Raw genomic sequence first — 17,282 nt, forward strand, 5'->3', positions numbered from 1 at the left:
CCTGGGGATGTTCTGGACGCACTTGCGGGTTTCCTCCGCAGGCTAGGCGCGGGGGAGGGGCGGGGGCATGCGCCGATCGGGAGTGATGGGGGGTGTGTCGTTGTCCGGGATGGACATGGCGGTTCCGGTTCCACCCCGCCGGACCGCGCCTCCGCCCCCACCACCAGGCCCCCCGGGCACACGGGTGGGTGAAACCCCTCCGGGGCGCCCCCGGCCCACTAGATTGACGGTGGCACAGAGACGGCGACCTGGCTGGTCAGGGGGCAGGGGTTCATGGAGACCGACGGCACGTACGAGTCGCGCGACCCGTTCGGCGGTGCGGCACCACCACCTCCCACGTCACCGCCGCCCGCTTCACCTCCCCCCGCGTCACCGCCCCCGCGACCGGCCGCGGTACCCCGCCCCGCGGGCCCGCCGGCCGCCGGCCCGACGACGGGCGGGCCGGCCCCCGCCGTCCCGCCCCGCCCGGCCGGGGCCCCCGGCGGCCGGCCGCCCGTCGTCGACTGGCTCGACGCCCCCCGGCCCAAGGCCGGCGTCGGCATCTGGCGGTTCCGGCACGTGCCGCCGCCGCCCGCCGCGCCCGCGCGCCTGGCACCCGCGACCATCGCCGGGATGCTGATCCCCGTGGCCGTCGGGCTGCTCATCTGGTCGGCCTACCGGCGCGGCACCCTCCCGTACATGTACGCCGTGCTCCAGACCCTCACCCCGGGCGACTGGTGGTACCACGGCACCACCGCGCCACGGGACTGGCACGGGATCGCGGCCCACGACGTCTTCGGCGGTGTCGTCTTCGTCGGCCTCGTCTGCGCGATCGCCGCGCTCGGCTCCTGGGGCAGGATCGTCCGCCACTACCTGGGCCGGTTCCGACCGGCGGTCCGGGGCGCGCTCGCGGGCGCCGGCGCCCTCATCGCCCTGGCCTTCGTCTGGCCGGAGGCCTTCGGACTCGGCTGGGACCCGCTGCCCGTCGCCTCGCCGGTGCTCTCGCTCGTCTCCCTCGTCGGCGGCGGCTACGACGTCCTCGAGTCCCCCTTCCTCGTCTATCCGCTGTACGCCCTGATCACCGCGCTCGTCGTATGGCCCTTCGCCCGCGTCGGCGACTGGGCCGGCCTCCACCGCGCCCGGCGCGCGAAGTCGGCCGCCGGCCCGACCGGCCCGGCGCCCGACGCCGCACCCGGCGTCCCCCGCTCCCAGTGGCCCCAGCTGCGCGAAGCGGGCCAGCACCGCGCCGCCGAGCGGCTCGTCGGCGACCTGGCCGCCGGCCGGATGAACGACGTCGACTGCGCCCGCGTCCACCGCGCCTGGCGGGACACCGACCGGGACGCCGGGCGCCGCGCCGCCCTCGTCAGGTCGCTGGTCGAGGAGGGCGCCGCCACGGGCGCCCACCCGTCGGGCGACCGCGACCTGCCCCACCGCTCCGCCACCCACGACCTCCTCCTGGAGCAGGTCCGGATCGGCCGGTACGCGCCCGCCGAACGCACCCCGCACGCGTACCACGGCGCCGGTCTCGCCCTCGACCCCGGACTCCTCGGCACCTCGCTCCTCGCCGTCGGCCCCTCCGGAGCGGGCAAGACCCGCTCCCTCGTCGCCCCCGTCGTCGAGGCGCTCACCCTCCAGGCGCTCACCGGCGGCTGCGCCGTCGTCGCCGTCGGCGCCGCGTCCGCCCCGCTCGGCGCCGACGAGGCGTACGACGTCGTCGTCCGGCTCGGCGACCCCGCCTCCCGCTACGACCTCGACCTGTACGCCGGGGCGACCGACCCGGACGAGGCCGCCGCCTTCCTCGCCGAGGGGCTCGTCGGCGACCTGGAAGGCGTCGAGCCCCGGCGCGCCGCCACCGTCCTCGCCCAGCTCATCGGCCCCTACCGGACCGCGTACGGCCGCTTCCCGACCGTCCCCGTCCTGCGCGAGCTGCTCGAAGCCCGCTCCGAGACGCTCCGGTCGCTCCTCGCCCGGCTGCCCGCCGACGGCGCCCAGGCCATGCGGCGCGAGCTGGACTCCCGCATGCGCCAGGTCGGCACCGCGACCGACCTCGGGCCGGTGCTCGCGGACCGGCTGGCGGCCCTCGACCGGCCCGCGTTCGCCGAGTTCTTCGGCGGGGGGCGCGAGGTGCGGCCGTTCTCCCTGGCAGCCGTCGCACAGCACCCGATGCGGGTGCGGATCAGCCTCCCGGAAGGCGGCCACGAGGAGGCCGCACGGCTCCTGAGCCGACTGCTCCTGGCCCAGTTCCAGTCCGTCACCCGGGACCGTGCCGGGCGGGGCCACCTCGCCTTCCTGGTGCTCGACGACGCGGCCGGGGCGCTCACCCCCGGGACCGTACGGGCGCTCCAGCGGCTGCGTCCGCAGAAGGCGGCCGTCGTCCTCGCCCTGCGCACGCTCGCGGAGGTGCAGGAGACGCTCCACGGGCCGCTGCTCGCGGTGGTCGGCTGCCGGATGGCGTTCGCCGGGCTGCCCACCTGGGACGGGCGGGCCTTCGCCGAGGCCTGGGGCACCGAACGGGTGGAGACCACCGAGGTCGCCCACCACACCGTCTTCGCCGACCAGCCGATGACCCGGGCCTTCCACGCCCTGCGCAAGCTCGTGACGGGCAAGGCCGTGACCACCGAGGCCGTCACCGTGCGGGAGGTGGAGCGGCAGCGGTGGTCGGCGTCCGATCTCGCGCACGCCGTGCCGCCGGGGCACGCCGTGCTCTCCCTCACCCATGTGCGCGGCGAGCACACCCCGCCCCTGCTCGTCGACCTCCGCGGCTGAGCCCCCCCGTCAACCGCACACTCGTCACCTCCCCCGGCCGCGCTCGGCTGAGCGCCCCCGGACCCGTCCTGGCACAATCGGGGGCGCCGCTCGGCTGAGCGGCGCCCCCTCGCTCAAAGGTCCGACGGTTCCCGATGCCGCCCACCCTCGCCTCGCTCGTCCAGCACTCCTCGCTGAAGCTCATCGTCCGCGCCGGTGAGGACCGCCTCGACACCCCCGTCCGCTGGGCGCACGTCAGCGAGCTCGCCGACCCCGTCCCGTACATGGAGGGCGGTGAGCTCCTCCTCACCACCGCGCTCACCCTCGACGCCGAGGACCTGGAGGCGATGCGCCGGTACGTCCGGCGGCTGCTCGGCGCGGGCGTCGTCGGGCTCGGTTTCGCCGTGGGCGTCAACTACGAGGAGATCCCGCCCGCCCTCCTCGACGCGGCCCGCGAGGAGCACCTCCCGCTCCTCGAAGTACCCCGCAGGACGCCGTTCCTCGCCATCAGCAAGGCCGTCTCCGCCGCCATCTCCGCCGACCAGTACCGGGCCGTCACGGCCGGCTTCGAGGCCCAGCGCGAGCTGACCCGGGCCGCGCTCGCCGAGGGCCCCGAGGCCGTCGTCGCCCGGCTCGCGGCCCACGTCGACGGCTGGGCCGCGCTCTACGACACCTCTGGCACGGTCGTCGCCGTCTCGCCCGACTGGGCGGCCCGCCGGGCCGCCCGTCTCACCCCGGACGTCGAGCGGCTGCGCGACCGGCCCGCGCCCGCCAGCGCCGTCGTCGGCGGTACGGACGACCGCGTCGAGCTCCAGTCGCTCGGCACCGGGCGGCGGGTGCGGGGCGCCCTCGCCGTCGGCACGGGCGCGCCGCTGGGCACGGCCGAGCGGTACGCCGTGCACTCGGCGATCGCGCTCCTCACCCTCACGACGGAACGTTCCCGTTCGCTCCAGGCCGCCGAGCACCGGCTCGGCGCGGCCGTGCTGAAGATGATGCTCGCGGGCCAGCCGGACCACGCGCGCGCGGTTGCCGGTGACGTGTACGGCGGGCTGCTCGACGCCCCCTTCCGGCTGCTGGTCGCCGAACCCGCCGGGGCCGACCCGGCCGCCGAACCCCCGCTGCCGGTGCTCGCCGAGGCCCTGGAGGCGGCGGCCGCCCGGGCCGGCGAGGCGGTGCTCACCGTCCCCGAGAGCGACCAGCGGCTCGTCGTCCTCGCCGGTGACGGGGGCGCGGTCGTCGCCGCCTGCGAGGGGTACGCGGAACGGGACGCGGAGGACGCCGGCGTGGTCATCGGGCTCTCCGCGCCGGCCGGGCCGATCGTGGCGGCGGCGGCGTACAAGCAGGCCGAGCAGGCGCTCTCGGTGGCCCGGCGGCGCGGGAAGGCGCTCGTCGAGCACGAGGACCTGGCGGCGGGCTCGGTCCTGCCGCTCCTCGCGGACGACGCCGTCCGCGCGTTCGCCGACGGGATGCTCCGGGCCCTGCGGGACCATGACGCGACCGGCCGCGGCGACCTGGTCGTCTCCCTGCGGGCCTGGCTCTCCCGGCACGGCCAGTGGGACGCGGCCGCGACCGACCTGGGCGTCCACCGGCACACCCTGCGCTACCGGATGCGGCGGGTGGAGGAGATCCTCGGCCGCTCGCTCGACGACCCGGACGTACGGATGGAGCTGTGGCTCGCGCTGAAGGCGACGGGGGAGGGGACGGGGTAAGGCGTAAGGGGACGAGCAGGGGAGCGGGGCCGCACAGCCCCGGCGCGCCCGGCCCCCTCCGTGCGCCCGGCAGCCCGTCGCCCCGTCGCCCGCCGGCCTTCTACTCCCCGCCGCCGTCGTCCCCGCTCGACGTGATCCCGCGGCGGCGGTTCCCGCTCCGGACCAGCTGCCCGGCCGCGAGGGTGACCGTCGCCACCGCGTGGACCCAGCGGGGGCCGCCGCGTGCGGCCCAGACCACGCAGGCGCAGCCTCCGACGGCGAGTACGAGGACGCCGGTCAAGGCGAGCAGAATCATGTGGTCCCCCAGTTCGGTCGGTGCGGACATCGTGTCATCCCCGGTGGTGGCCTACAGGCGCCCCCGTACCCCCTCCTACCTGCCCGAATACGGGCAATCTCTTGGCCATTCGGGCCCCGATTCCCTAGTCTCCTGCTCATGACAAGCCCCGCCGTCGACCCGGCCCCCGAGGCGTCCCCGGCCGCCGCCGAGCTCCGTACCGCAGCACCCGGCCCCACCGGCCCCGCCGCCCCGGCGGTCCCCGCCCGCCGGATCACCGGCGCCGTGTGGGCCGCGCTCGGCATCGTGTACGTCGTGTGGGGATCGACCTACCTCGGCATCCGGATCGCCGTCGAGACGATGCCGCCCTTCCTCTCCGCGGGCGCCCGCTTCGTCACCGCCGGCCTGCTCCTCACCGGGATCATCGCCTGGCGCCAGGGCCCCGCCGCCCTCAAGGTCACCCGACGCCAGCTCGGCTCGGCCGTCCTCATCGGCCTGCTCCTGATCCTCGGCGGCAACGGCCTCGTCGTCCTCGCCGAGACCGGCATACCCTCCGGCCTCGCCGCCCTGCTCATCTCCGTCGTCCCGGCCTGGGTCGTGATCCTCAAGGCCGCCACGGGGCAGCGGCCGACCGCCGGCGGTCTCGCCGGGGTGCTGCTCGGGCTCGTCGGGCTCGCGGTGCTCACCCTGCCGGGGATCAGCGGTGACGTGAAGGCCGGCGGGGTGGTCCTCGTCGTGGTCGCGACCCTGCTGTGGTCCGTCGGCTCGTTCTCCTCCTCGCGCCTCCCGATGCCGGGCAACCCCTTCACGGCCAGCGCGTACGAGATGATCGCGGGCGGTCTCGCGGGTCTCGCCGTCGGCCTCTTCCGGGGTGAGCAGCACGGCCTGGACCTGACCGCGATCTCGGGCCGTTCCTGGGCCGCCCTCGCCTACCTCGTCGTCTTCGGCTCGCTGATCGCCTTCACCGCGTACGCGTGGCTGCTCCAGGCGGCGCCGCTGTCGCTCGTCGCCACCTACGCGTACGTGAACCCCGTCGTGGCCGTCGCCCTCGGCGCCCTCGTCCTCGGTGAGGCACTGTCGTGGCCCATCGTCCTCGGCGGCGCGATCGTCGTCGGCGGCGTCTGTCTCATCGTCTCGACCGAACGGCGCGGCTGACGGACAGGGGGTGGCCGAAAGCCGTTCGGCCAATTCGGACAGAGGTCCCGGCCCATCACTCCACACCGGACAAGCCCACGCCCCCCGCCCCGGCCCTAACGTGTCACGAGAGCAATCGCTCGCACCCCCCGAAACGGAAAGGGCCGGGACGCAATGACGACCACCCACGCCTTCTGGCTCGCCGGCCGCGAGGCCACCGGCGAGGCCACCTTCGACGTCACGAACTCCTTCGACGGACGTCTGGTCGGCAAGGTCAGCGTGCCCACCGAGGCCCAGGTCGAAGAGGCCGTCGCCGCCGCGCACGCCGTCGTCGACGAGTTCGCCGCGACCCCCGCGCACGTCCGCGCCGCCGCCCTCGACCACGTGTCGAAGCGGCTCGCCGAGCGCACCGAGGAGATCGCCCTGGTGATCTCCGCCGAGAACGGCAAGCCCATCAAGTGGGCCCGCGGCGAGGTCGGCCGTGCCGTCTCCGTCTTCCGTTTCGCCGCCGAGGAGGCCCGCCGCTGGAACGCCGGCGAGGCCCAGCGCCTGGACACCGAGGCCGGCGGCGCGGGCCGCCTCGCGCTGACCCGCCGCATCCCCAAGGGTGTCGTCCTCGGCATCGCGCCGTTCAACTTCCCGCTGAACCTCAGCGCCCACAAGGTCGCCCCGGCCATCGCCGTCGGCGCCCCCATCATCCTCAAGCCGGCCCCGTCGACCCCGATCTCCTCCCTGATCCTGGGCGAGCTCCTGGCCGAGACCGACCTGCCGGCCGGCTCCTGGTCGATCCTCACCGTGCCGAACGACCGGATGCCCGCCCTCGTCCAGGACGAGCGCCTCCCCGTCATCTCCTTCACCGGTTCGGACAAGGTCGGCTACGCCATCCAGCAGTCGGTGCCGCACAAGCACTGCACCCTGGAGCTCGGCGGCAACGCCGCGGCCGTCGTCCTCCCCGACTGGTCCTCCGAGGAGGACCTGGACTGGGCGGCCAGCCGCATCGCCACCTTCTCCAACTACCAGGGCGGCCAGTCCTGCATCTCCGTCCAGCGCGTGATCGTCGACTCCTCCGTCCACGACCGCCTGCTGCCGAAGATCGTCGCCGCCGTCGAGGCGCAGGTCACCGGTGACCCGTCCGACGCCGCCACCGACGTCGGCCCGCTGGTCGACGAGGCCGCCGCGCAGCGCGTCGAGTCCTGGGTGGACGAGGCCGTCGCCGCCGGCGCCAAGCTCCTCGTGGGCGGCAAGCGCGAGGGCGCGACCTACGCCCCGACCGTGCTCACCGAGCTCCCGGCCGACGTCACCCTGGCCCGCTCCGAGGTCTTCGGCCCGGTCCTGACGATCGCCGTGGTCGACGGCGAGGCCGAGGCCTTCGCCGCGGTCAACGACTCGGACTTCGGCCTCCAGGCCGGTGTCTTCACCCACGACCTCCAGGCCGCCTTCCGCGCCCACCGTGCCCTCGAGGTCGGCGGCGTGATCGTCGGTGACGTCCCCTCGTACCGCGCCGACCAGATGCCGTACGGCGGTGCCAAGCGCTCCGGCGTCGGCCGCGAGGGCGTCAAGTACGCGATGGACGACTACACCTACGAGCGCGTCCTCGTCCTGACGGGCCTCGCGCTCTGACGGGCCTCGCCCTCTAGGACGCGCGGCTCCGCGAGACCAGGCGGTCCGAACCCACTGTGCGGGGGTTCGGGCCGCCTTTCGCCGTACGCGCCCCTCGCCGGTCTCATCGGTCGGACTTCCGCCGTACCCGCCCCACCCGTCGGACTTTCGCCTGTCCGGACCCGGGGAAATCGGGTACGACGGACAGAGAGACCGAGGAGGTGTCCATGTCCGCGCCCACCCAGCGCCCCAAGGTCACCGCTCACGAGGCCCGGCAGACCGCCGAGGCAGCCCGTGAGCGGGACTGGCACAAGCCCAGCTTCGCCAAGGAACTCTTCCTCGGCAGGTTCCGGCTCGACCTCGTCCATCCCCACCCGCTCCCCGCCGACGAGGACGTCCGGCGCGGCGAGGCCTTCCTCGCCGCCCTCCGCGAGTTCTGCGAGACCCGGATCGACGGCGCCCGCATCGAGCGCGAGGCCCGCGTCCCCGACGAGACGATCACCGGGCTCAAGGAGCTCGGCGCGCTCGGCATGAAGATCGACCGGAAGTACGGCGGCCTCGGCCTCACCCAGCTGTACTACAACCGTGCCCTCGCCCTCGTCGGCTCCGCCAGCCCCGCCGTCGGGGCGCTGCTCTCCGCGCATCAGTCGATCGGCGTACCGCAGCCGCTGAAACTGTTCGGCACCCAGGAGCAGAAGGACGCCTTCCTGCCCCGGCTCGCCCGTACGGACATCTCGGCGTTCCTGCTCACCGAGCCCGACGTCGGCTCCGACCCGGCGCGGCTCGCCACCAGCGCCGTACCGGACGGGGACTCGTACGTCCTCGACGGGGTGAAGCTCTGGACCACCAACGGCGTCATCGCCGACCTCCTCGTCGTCATGGCCCGGGTGCCCGCGTCGGACGGGCACCCCGGAGGCATCACCGCCTTCGTCGTCGAGGCCGACTCGCCCGGCATCACCGTCGAGCACCGCAACGCCTTCATGGGCCTGCGCGGCCTGGAGAACGGCGTCACCCGCTTCCACGGCGTCCGGGTCCCCGCCGCGAACCGCATCGGACCCGAGGGCGCCGGGCTCAAGATCGCCCTCACCACCCTCAACACCGGCCGCCTCTCGCTCCCCGCCGCCTGCGCGGGCGCCGGGAAGTGGTGCCTGAGGATCGCCCGCGAATGGGCGGGCGTCCGAGAGCAGTGGGGCGGTCCGGTCGGTCGGCACGAGGCCGTCGGCACCAAGATCTCCTTCATCGCGGCCACCACCTTCGCCCTGGAGGCGGTCGTCGACCTCGCCTCCCAGATGGCCGACGAGGACCGCAACGACATCCGCATCGAGGCCGCCCTCGCCAAGCTGTACGGCTCCGAGATGGCCTGGCTCATCGCCGACGAACTCGTCCAGATCCGGGGCGGCCGGGGCTACGAGACCGCCGACTCGCTCGCCGCCCGCGGCGAACGGGCCGTCCCCGCCGAGCAGCTCCTGCGCGACCTCCGGATCAACCGGATCTTCGAGGGCTCGACCGAGATCATGCACCTGCTGATCGCCCGCGAGGCCGTCGACGCCCACCTCTCCGTCGCCGGGGACCTCATCGACCCCGGCGCGTCGCTCGCCGACAAGGCGAAGGCGGGGGCACGCGCCGGTGGCTTCTACGCCCGCTGGCTGCCGGGACTCGTCACCGGCCCCGGGCAGCTCCCGGGCTCGTACGCGGAGTTCGGCGCCCTCGCCGGGCACCTCCGGTACGTCGAGCGGACCTCCCGCAAGCTCGCCCGCTCCACCTTCTACGCGATGTCCCGCTGGCAGGGGCGGATGGAGCTCAAGCAGGCGTTCCTCGGCCGGATCGTCGACATCGGCGCGGAGCTCTTCGCGATGAGTGCGGCGTGCGTACGGGCCGAGCACCTGCGGGACACCGGCGACCACGGGGCCGAGGCGCACCAGCTCGCCGACGCCTTCTGCCGGCAGGCCCGGCTGCGGACCGAGGAGCTGTTCGGACGGCTCTGGTCGAACACGGACGACGTCGACCGGCGGGTCGCGGACGGGGTGCTGGCCGGCCGGTACACCTGGCTGGAGCAGGGCATCGTCGACCCGAGCGACGAGGGTCCGTGGATCGCGGACGCCACGCCGGGGCCCGCGACGGGGGAGGACGTCCACCGCCGGGTGCCCTGACCCGGTCCGGCGGGCTCTGCTCGGCCGCTTGGAGCAGCCCCGGTGGTCGCGGTCCGGGGCCGCTCCTAGCGTGGGCGGGGCAGTTCCACGGGAACCGGGAGACCAGGAAAGAGACCCACGATGGCGGACACCGACGCGACGGCCGGAGCGGCCCCGGCCCCCGAGGACGGCACGACAGTGATCGGGCTGGGGGTGACCGGGGTCGCCGGGTACGCCCGGCCCGCCCCCCGGGACCCGGCCAGGGAACAGTCGGCCCGCGCGGGGGTGCTCGGCGTCGGGGACCAGTCCGCGCACTCGCCGGGAGTGGCCGGATTCGGTGAGATCGGCGTGATCGGCAGCGGGTCCCTGTGCGGTGTGCACGGGCGCGGCGAGACCGGGGTGCGGGGCGAGACGCTCTTCAGTGAGGGCGTCTACGGAGTGGCCAGGGCGACCGGCGCGGGGGTCGTCGGGGAGAGCAAGGACGGCCCCGGCGTCCTGGCGTCGAGCCGGACCGACGCCGGCCTGCGGGCGCAGTCCGTCACGGACGTGGGCGGGGTCTTCAGCTCGGGGAACGGCGCGCAGATCGAGCTCACGCCGCTGCTCGCCGACGACCCGGACGTCACCGTCCGGCTGCCCGCGGCGGGCCGCCTCGGCCAGCTCGCCGCCCTGAGCGACGACGGCTCGACCTGCCGCCTCTACCTGTGCGTCCAGGCCCCCGAGAACGCCCCGGCCCACTGGGCCGAGATCCAACTGGGCCCGCCGGTCGAGGGCGGCCCCCAGTAGCGGAACCGTAACGACGCCGGGGGCGCGCCCCCGGGGAGCCGTACGGGCGCCGACGCGCCGGGCGCAGCCCCCCAGCAGCCCGGCCCACCGCCCGCCCGCGTGGGCGGCGTACCCCCCGGCAGCCCGGCCCACCCCCCGTACACCCCCACCGTCGTGCCCCCCGTCCTGGGACCCGTCGTTCCGCCATGCGGAACGGCCGGTCGTCCGGAGGGTGAATCCCGGCACCATGGGGCCGTGACCGTCATCGACATCCCCGGCTCCAAGTCCGTCACCGCCCGCGCGCTCTTCCTCGCCGCCGCGGCCCAGGGCACCACCACCCTCCTGCGGCCGCTCGTCTCCGACGACACCGAGGGCTTCGCCGAGGGGCTCGGTTCGCTCGGCTACGCCGTCCGCCGCGAGAGCGACGCCTGGCACATCGAGGGCCGCCCCGCGGGCCCCGGCGCGGACACCGCCGACGTCTACTGCCGCGACGGCGCCACCACCGCCCGGTTCCTGCCCACCCTCGTCGCCGCGGGCCACGGCACCTACCGCTTCGACGCCTCCCCCCAGATGAGGCGCCGCCCCCTCGGCCCGCTCAGCACCGCCCTGCGCACCCTCGGCGTCGACCTGCGGCACGGCGGGAAGGACGGCCACCACCCCCTCGACGTGCACGCCCACGGCGTGAAGGGCGGCGCGCTCACCCTCGACGCCGGGCAGTCCTCCCAGTACCTGACGGCCCTGCTGATGCTGGGCCCGCTCACCGCCGAGGGCCTCGACATCACCGTCACGGACCTGGTCTCGGAGCCGTACGTGGAGATCACCCTCGCGATGATGCGGTCCTTCGGCGCCGAGGTCACCCAGGAGGGGCGGACCTACCGGGTCGCGCCCACCGGTTACCGCGCCCGGACGTACGGCATCGAACCCGACGCCTCCACCGCCAGCTACTTCTTCGCGGCCGCCGCCCTCGAACCCGGCCGCTCCGTCACCGTCCCCGGCCTGGGGACCGGCGCCCTCCAGGGCGACCTCGGCTTCGTCGACGTGCTGCGCCGCATGGGCGCCGACGTCGAGATCACCGACGCCGGCACCACCGTCCGCTCCACCGGCACCCTGCGCGGCCTCACGGTCAACATGCGGGACATCTCGGACACCATGCCGACCCTCGCCGCGATCGCCCCCTTCGCCGACGGCCCGGTCCGCATCGAGGACGTCGCCAACACCCGGGTCAAGGAGTGCGACCGGCTCGACGCCTGCGCCGAGAACCTGCGCCGCCTGGGCATCACCGTCGAGACCGGCCCCGACTGGATCGAGATCCACCCCGGCACCCCCACCGGACCGGCCGAGATCGCCACCCACGGCGACCACAGGATCGTGATGTCCTTCGCGGTCACCGCCCTGCGCACGCCCGGGATCACCTTCGACGACCCGGGCTGTGTGAAGAAGACGTTCCCCGACTTCCACCGGGTCTTCGACGCGTTCGTCCACACCCCGTGAAGACCCCACGGCGTTTCGGGCAAGAATGGGGGGCATGAGCGACCGCCCCTCTCCTCTCGCCGACCCGCGCAGCGTCTTCTCCCCCGTGGATGGAGACGCAGGACGCCGGGACATCGTCGTCCTCGGCTCGACCGGGTCCATCGGAACCCAGGCCATCGACCTGGTGCTGCGCAATCCCGACCGCTTCCGCGTCACCGCCCTGGCCGCCTCGGGCGGCCGGGTCGCGCTGCTCGCCGAGCAGGCGCACCGGCTGAAGGTCGCCGCGGTCGCCGTGGCCCGCGAGGAGGTGCTTCCCGAGCTGCGGGAGGCGCTGAAGGCGCTGTACGGCTCCGAGCCGCTGCCCGAGCTCCTGGCGGGCCCCGACGCCGCCACCCAGCTCGCCGCCTCGCCGTGCCACACGGTGCTCAACGGCATCACCGGCTCCATCGGCCTCGCGCCGACCCTGGCCGCCCTCGAAGCGGGCCGCACGCTCGCCCTCGCCAACAAGGAGTCGCTGATCGTCGGCGGCCCGCTGGTGAAGGCGCTCGCCAAGCCCGGCCAGATCATCCCGGTCGACTCCGAGCACGCCGCCCTCTTCCAGGCGCTCGCCGCCGGCACCCGCGCCGACGTCCGCAAGCTGGTCGTCACCGCCTCCGGCGGCCCCTTCCGCGGCCGTACGCGCGAGGAGCTCGCCCATGTCACCCGCGAGGACGCGCTCGCCCACCCGACCTGGGCGATGGGCCCGGTGATCACGGTGAACAGCGCCACCCTGGTCAACAAGGGCCTGGAGGTCATCGAGGCGCACCTGCTCTACGACATCCCCTTCGACCGCATCGAGGTCGTCGTCCACCCGCAGTCGTACGTCCACTCGATGGTGGAGTTCACGGACGGCTCCACGCTCGCCCAGGCCACCCCGCCGGACATGCGCGGCCCGATCGCCATCGGCATCGGCTGGCCCGAGCGGGTCCCGGACGCGGCCCCCGCCTTCGACTGGACCAAGGCCTCCACCTGGGAGTTCTTCCCGCTCGACACCGAGGCGTTCCCGTCGGTCGGGCTCGCCCGGCACGTCGGCGGCCTCGGCGGCACCGCCCCCGCCGTCTTCAACGCGGCGAACGAGGAGTGCGTCGAGGCGTTTCTCGCCGGAAGGCTGCCCTTCAACGGAATCATGGATACGGTCACAGCGGTCGTCGCGGAGCACGGCGTTCCCGCCTCGGGAACCTCACTCACCGTGCCGGACGTCCTCGAAGCGGAGACCTGGGCGCGCGCCCGGGCCCGTGAGCTCGCAGCGAAGGCAACAGCGGAGGCCCGCGCATGACCGAATTGCTCCTGTACGCCCTGGGCATCGTGCTGTTCGCGCTCGGGCTGCTCGTCTCCATCGCCTGGCACGAGCTCGGCCACCTCTCCACGGCCAAGCTCTTCGGCATCCGCGTGCCCCAGTACATGGTCGGCTTCGGCCCCACGATCTGGTCGAGGAAGCGCGGCGAGACCGAGTACGGCATCAAGGCCATCCCGGCCGGCGGCTACATCCGCATGATCGGCATGTTCCCGCCGGGCGAGGACGGCAAGATCGAGGCCCGCTCGACCTCGCCGTGGCGCTCGATGATCGAGGACGCCCGGGAGGCCTCGTACGAGGAGCTCAAGCCCGGCGACGAGACCCGGCTCTTCTACACGCGCAAGCCGTGGAAGCGCGTGATCGTGATGTTCGCCGGACCGTTCATGAACCTGGTCCTGGCCGTCGTGCTGTTCTTCGGCTCGATGATGACCCTGGGCATCGAGGGCCAGACGACACAGGTCGCGGGCGTCCAGAAGTGCGTGATCGAGCAGGACGAGAAGCGCGACAAGTGCGCGGCCGGCGACCCGGTCTCCCCGGCGTTCAAGGCGGGCCTGAAGGACGGCGACAGGATCGTCGCCTTCAACGGCACGCCCGTGAACGACTGGGACACCCTCTCCGACCGCATCCGCGACACCATCGGCCCCGCGACGGTCACCGTCGAGCGCGCCGGACAGCGCATCGACCTGCACCCCACCCTCGTCCCCAACAAGGTGCTGGCGAAGGACGAGGACGGCAAGGTCGTCCAGCCGGCGAAGTACGTCGCCGCCGGCTACCTCGGCTTCGCCTCCAAGACCGAGGTCGCGCCCCTCACCTTCGGTGAGACCACCGACCGGATGGGCGACCTCCTGGAGAACGGCGTCCACTCGGTCATCGCCCTCCCGGGCAAGATCCCCGGACTCTGGGACGCCACCTTCGGCGACGGGGAGCGCGCGGACGACTCGCCGGTCGGCGTCGTCGGCGCCGCCCGCATCACCGGTGAACTGATGAACGTCGAGGCTCCGCCGACGACGATCCTCGTGATGTTCATGAACCTGCTCGTCGGGTTCAACGTCTCGCTGTTCCTGTTCAACATGCTCCCGCTGCTGCCGCTCGACGGCGGTCACATCGCGGGCGCCCTGTGGGAGTCCGTCCGCCGTCACACGGCCCGGATCTTCAAGCGCCCCGACCCGGGCCCCTTCGACGTGGCGAAGCTGATGCCCGCCGCGTACGTGGTGGCCGGCGTGTTCGTCTGCTTCACCCTGCTCGTCCTCGCCGCCGACCTCGTCAACCCGGTGCGGATCACGTAGCCCGCGGGGAGGCCGGACCTGGTGGTGTCCGGCCTCCCGCCCCCGGGGCGGTAACCTCGGAACCCTGAGCCCGCCGACGCACAACCTTGAGGTTGCACAAAAGATGACCGCGATTTCTCTCGGTATCCCGACCGTTCCGACCCGGCTCGCCGAGCGGCGCAAGAGCCGCCAGATCCAGGTCGGCAGCGTGGCCGTCGGCGGTGACGCACCCGTCTCCGTGCAGTCGATGACGACCACCCGCACGTCCGACATCGGCGCCACGCTCCAGCAGATCGCCGAGCTGACGGCCTCCGGCTGCCAGATCGTGCGCGTGGCCTGCCCCACCCAGGACGACGCCGACGCCCTCGCGGTCATCGCGAAGAAGTCGCAGATCCCGGTGATCGCCGACATCCACTTCCAGCCGAAGTACGTCTTCGCGGCGATCGACGCCGGCTGCGCGGCGGTCCGCGTCAACCCCGGCAACATCAAGCAGTTCGACGACAAGGTCAAGGAGATCGCCAAGGCGGCCTCCGACGCCCGCACCCCGATCCGCATCGGCGTCAACGCCGGTTCGCTCGACGCGCGGCTCCTGAAGAAGTACGGCAGGGCCACCCCCGAGGCGCTCGTCGAGTCCGCCCTGTGGGAGGCGTCCCTCTTCGAGGAGCACGGCTTCCGCGACATCAAGATCTCGGTCAAGCACAACGACCCGGTCATCATGGTCGAGGCCTACCGCCAGCTCGCCGCCCAGTGCGACTACCCGCTGCACCTCGGCGTCACCGAGGCGGGCCCCGCCTTCCAGGGCACCATCAAGTCGGCGGTCGCCTTCGGCGCGCTGCTGTCCCAGGGCATCGGCGACACCATCCGCGTCTCGCTCTCGGCGCCGCCGGCCGAGGAGATCAAGGTCGGCATGCAGATCCTGGAGTCGCTGAACCTGCGCCAGCGCCGCCTGGAGATCGTCTCCTGCCCGTCCTGCGGCCGCGCCCAGGTCGACGTCTACAAGCTCGCGGAGGAGGTCACCGCCGGCCTCGACGGCATGACCGTCCCGCTGCGCGTGGCCGTCATGGGCTGCGTCGTCAACGGCCCGGGCGAGGCCCGCGAGGCCGACCTCGGCGTCGCCTCCGGCAACGGCAAGGGCCAGATCTTCGTCAAGGGCGAGGTCATCAAGACCGTCCCCGAGTCGAAGATCGTCGAGACCCTCATCGAAGAGGCTCTGAAGATCGCCGAGCAGATGGAGAAGGACGGCGTCGCCAGCGGCGAACCGTCGGTCGCCGTCGCGGGCTGAGAATGTCCCGATGCCCCCTTCTCCCCCCGGGGAGGAGGGGGCTCCGTGTGCGCGGAGGGCCCCGCCGGAGGCGGGAAGGGTAAAGTGCGGAGACCACCTAGAACCGTCCGGTGAGGCCCCCTCGTGTTGACACAACCCGCCACCCGGGTCCTCGAACCCGCCGATCTCGGCGCCGCACTCGCCGTCCTGGAGAGCGCCCCCGTCGAGAACGCCTTCGTGACCGCCCGCGTCCAGGTCGCCGGACTCGACCCCTGGCGGCTCGGCGGCGAGATGTGGGGCTGGTACAGCGAGGGCCGGCTCCGCTCCCTCTGCTACTCGGGCGCCAATCTCGTCCCCCTCTGCGCCACCCCCGAGGCCGTCCGCGCCTTCGCCGACCGGGCCCGCAGGACCGGCCGCCGCTGCTCCTCGATCGTCGGCCCCGCGGAGCCCACCACCGAACTGTGGCGGCTCCTCGAACCCAGCTGGGGACCCGCCAGGGACGTCCGCGCCCACCAGCCGCTGATGGTCGCCGAGGCGCCCTCCAGCACCGTCGCACCCGACCCGCTGGTCCGTCGCGTCCGCAAGGACGAGATGGAGGTGATCATGCCCGCCTGCGTGGCCATGTTCACCGAGGAGGTCGGCATCTCCCCGCTCGCCAACGACGGCGGCCTGCTCTACCAGGCCCGGGTCGCCGAGCTCGTCGGCTCCGGCCGCTCCTTCGCCCGCATCGAGGACGGCAAGGTGATCTTCAAGGCCGAGATCGGCGCCGCCACCCGCCAGGCCTGCCAGATCCAGGGCGTCTGGGTCGCGCCCGAACACCGCGGCAAGGGCCTCTCCGAGTCCGGCATGGCCGCCGTCCTCCAGTACGCCCTGGCGGACGTCGCCCCCGTCGTCAGCCTGTACGTGAACGACTACAACACCCCCGCGCGGGCCTCGTACCGCCGCGTCGGCTTCCAGGAGACCGGCGCCTTCATGAGCGTGCTGTTCTGACGCCCCGGCCAACTTGTAGGGTGCGCCGCATGGATGACGCGGAAGTCATGATCGGGCCGGTCAACCTCGCCGCCCGGGTCGACGAGGCACTCGCCGTGCAGGCGGTCGCCTTCGGCCTGGACGAGGACGAGATCGCCGTACGCCGCCACATCGTGCTGCGCCACCTGATGAGCCCCGGCGCCCGCGCCTACGGGGCCACCACCGGCGACGGCCGGCTCGTCGGCTTCGTGTACGGGATGCCCAACGACCGCTCCCACTGGTGGTCCACCGTCGTCGAGACGTACCTGCGCGCCACCGGCACCGCCGACTGGCTCGACGACTCCTTCGTCATCACCGAACTCCACGTCCACCCCGCCCACCAGGGCCGGGGCGTGGGCCGCGAGCTCATCACCACCATCACCGACACCGCCGAAGAGCCGCGCTCCATCCTCTCCGCCATCGACACCGAGAGCCCGGCCCGCGGCCTCTACCGCTCCCTCGGCTACGAGGACCTCGCCCGCCAGGTGCACTTCCCGAGCGCCGCCCGCCCGTACGCGGTGATGGGCGCCCCGCTGCCGCTCAAGCGCCGGAACTGATTTCTCCGACCCGGGGAGGCCCGGCTAATCTCGGGGCCATCATCCTTACCCGGCAGG

General features: G+C 73.8%; 13 protein-coding genes. 12 read left to right on the forward strand and 1 reads right to left on the reverse strand.

What is annotated here, in order from left to right:
• Positions 1–273: 273 nt before the first annotated feature.
• Complete coding sequence (locus DEJ43_RS26790; RefSeq protein WP_071891522.1) at positions 274–2,745, forward strand: ATP/GTP-binding protein; 2,472 nt, start codon at positions 274–276, stop codon at positions 2,743–2,745.
• 134 nt (positions 2,746–2,879) lie between these two features.
• Positions 2,880–4,433, forward strand: a complete 1,554-nt coding sequence (locus DEJ43_RS26795) for a PucR family transcriptional regulator (protein WP_015036523.1) — start codon at positions 2,880–2,882, stop codon at positions 4,431–4,433.
• A gap of 100 nt (positions 4,434–4,533) precedes the next feature.
• Here DEJ43_RS26795 and DEJ43_RS26800 read toward each other — a convergent pair whose 3' ends face one another.
• A complete protein-coding gene (locus DEJ43_RS26800) occupies positions 4,534–4,758 on the reverse strand; it encodes a hypothetical protein (RefSeq protein ID WP_015036524.1) in 225 nt (74 codons plus the stop codon).
• A gap of 108 nt (positions 4,759–4,866) precedes the next feature.
• Between DEJ43_RS26800 and DEJ43_RS26805 the strand changes: the two genes are divergently transcribed.
• The 10 genes from DEJ43_RS26805 (at position 4,867) to DEJ43_RS26850 (ending at position 17,225) form a co-directional block, all read left to right on the forward strand.
• Complete coding sequence (locus tag DEJ43_RS26805; RefSeq protein ID WP_078508747.1) at positions 4,867–5,862, forward strand: EamA family transporter; 996 nt, start codon at positions 4,867–4,869, stop codon at positions 5,860–5,862.
• A gap of 153 nt (positions 5,863–6,015) precedes the next feature.
• Positions 6,016–7,461, forward strand: a complete 1,446-nt coding sequence (locus DEJ43_RS26810) for an aldehyde dehydrogenase family protein (protein WP_015036526.1) — start codon at positions 6,016–6,018, stop codon at positions 7,459–7,461.
• 206 nt (positions 7,462–7,667) lie between these two features.
• Positions 7,668–9,590 (forward strand): acyl-CoA dehydrogenase family protein, encoded by a 1,923-nt coding sequence (locus DEJ43_RS26815; protein WP_015036527.1) that lies wholly within the window; start codon positions 7,668–7,670, stop codon positions 9,588–9,590.
• A 120-nt stretch (positions 9,591–9,710) separates the two neighbouring features.
• A complete protein-coding gene (locus DEJ43_RS26820; protein ID WP_069202173.1) occupies positions 9,711–10,352 on the forward strand; it encodes a PE-PGRS family protein in 642 nt (213 codons plus the stop codon).
• A 234-nt stretch (positions 10,353–10,586) separates the two neighbouring features.
• Positions 10,587–11,822, forward strand: a complete 1,236-nt coding sequence (aroA, locus tag DEJ43_RS26825; RefSeq protein WP_015036529.1) for a 3-phosphoshikimate 1-carboxyvinyltransferase — start codon at positions 10,587–10,589, stop codon at positions 11,820–11,822.
• 34 nt (positions 11,823–11,856) lie between these two features.
• On the forward strand, positions 11,857–13,116 hold the full coding sequence (gene dxr, locus DEJ43_RS26830) for a 1-deoxy-D-xylulose-5-phosphate reductoisomerase (RefSeq protein WP_015036530.1): 1,260 nt from the start codon (positions 11,857–11,859) through the stop codon (positions 13,114–13,116).
• Entirely contained in the window at positions 13,113–14,420 is a 1,308-nt protein-coding gene (locus DEJ43_RS26835) for a M50 family metallopeptidase (protein ID WP_015036531.1), read from the forward strand. Before dxr ends, DEJ43_RS26835 begins: the two co-directional genes overlap by 4 nt.
• Positions 14,421–14,523: 103 nt before the next feature.
• A complete protein-coding gene (ispG, locus tag DEJ43_RS26840) occupies positions 14,524–15,681 on the forward strand; it encodes a flavodoxin-dependent (E)-4-hydroxy-3-methylbut-2-enyl-diphosphate synthase (RefSeq protein WP_015036532.1) in 1,158 nt (385 codons plus the stop codon).
• Between the two features lie 123 nt (positions 15,682–15,804).
• On the forward strand, positions 15,805–16,650 hold the full coding sequence (locus tag DEJ43_RS26845; protein ID WP_015036533.1) for a GNAT family N-acetyltransferase: 846 nt from the start codon (positions 15,805–15,807) through the stop codon (positions 16,648–16,650).
• Positions 16,651–16,679: 29 nt separating this feature from the next.
• Positions 16,680–17,225, forward strand: coding sequence for a GNAT family N-acetyltransferase (locus DEJ43_RS26850; protein WP_015036534.1), 546 nt, complete (start codon positions 16,680–16,682; stop codon positions 17,223–17,225).
• Positions 17,226–17,282 lie beyond the last annotated feature (57 nt).

The organism is Streptomyces venezuelae ATCC 10712 (assembly GCF_008639165.1).
In the GTDB taxonomy this organism is placed as follows: Bacteria; Actinomycetota; Actinomycetes; order Streptomycetales; family Streptomycetaceae; genus Streptomyces; species Streptomyces venezuelae.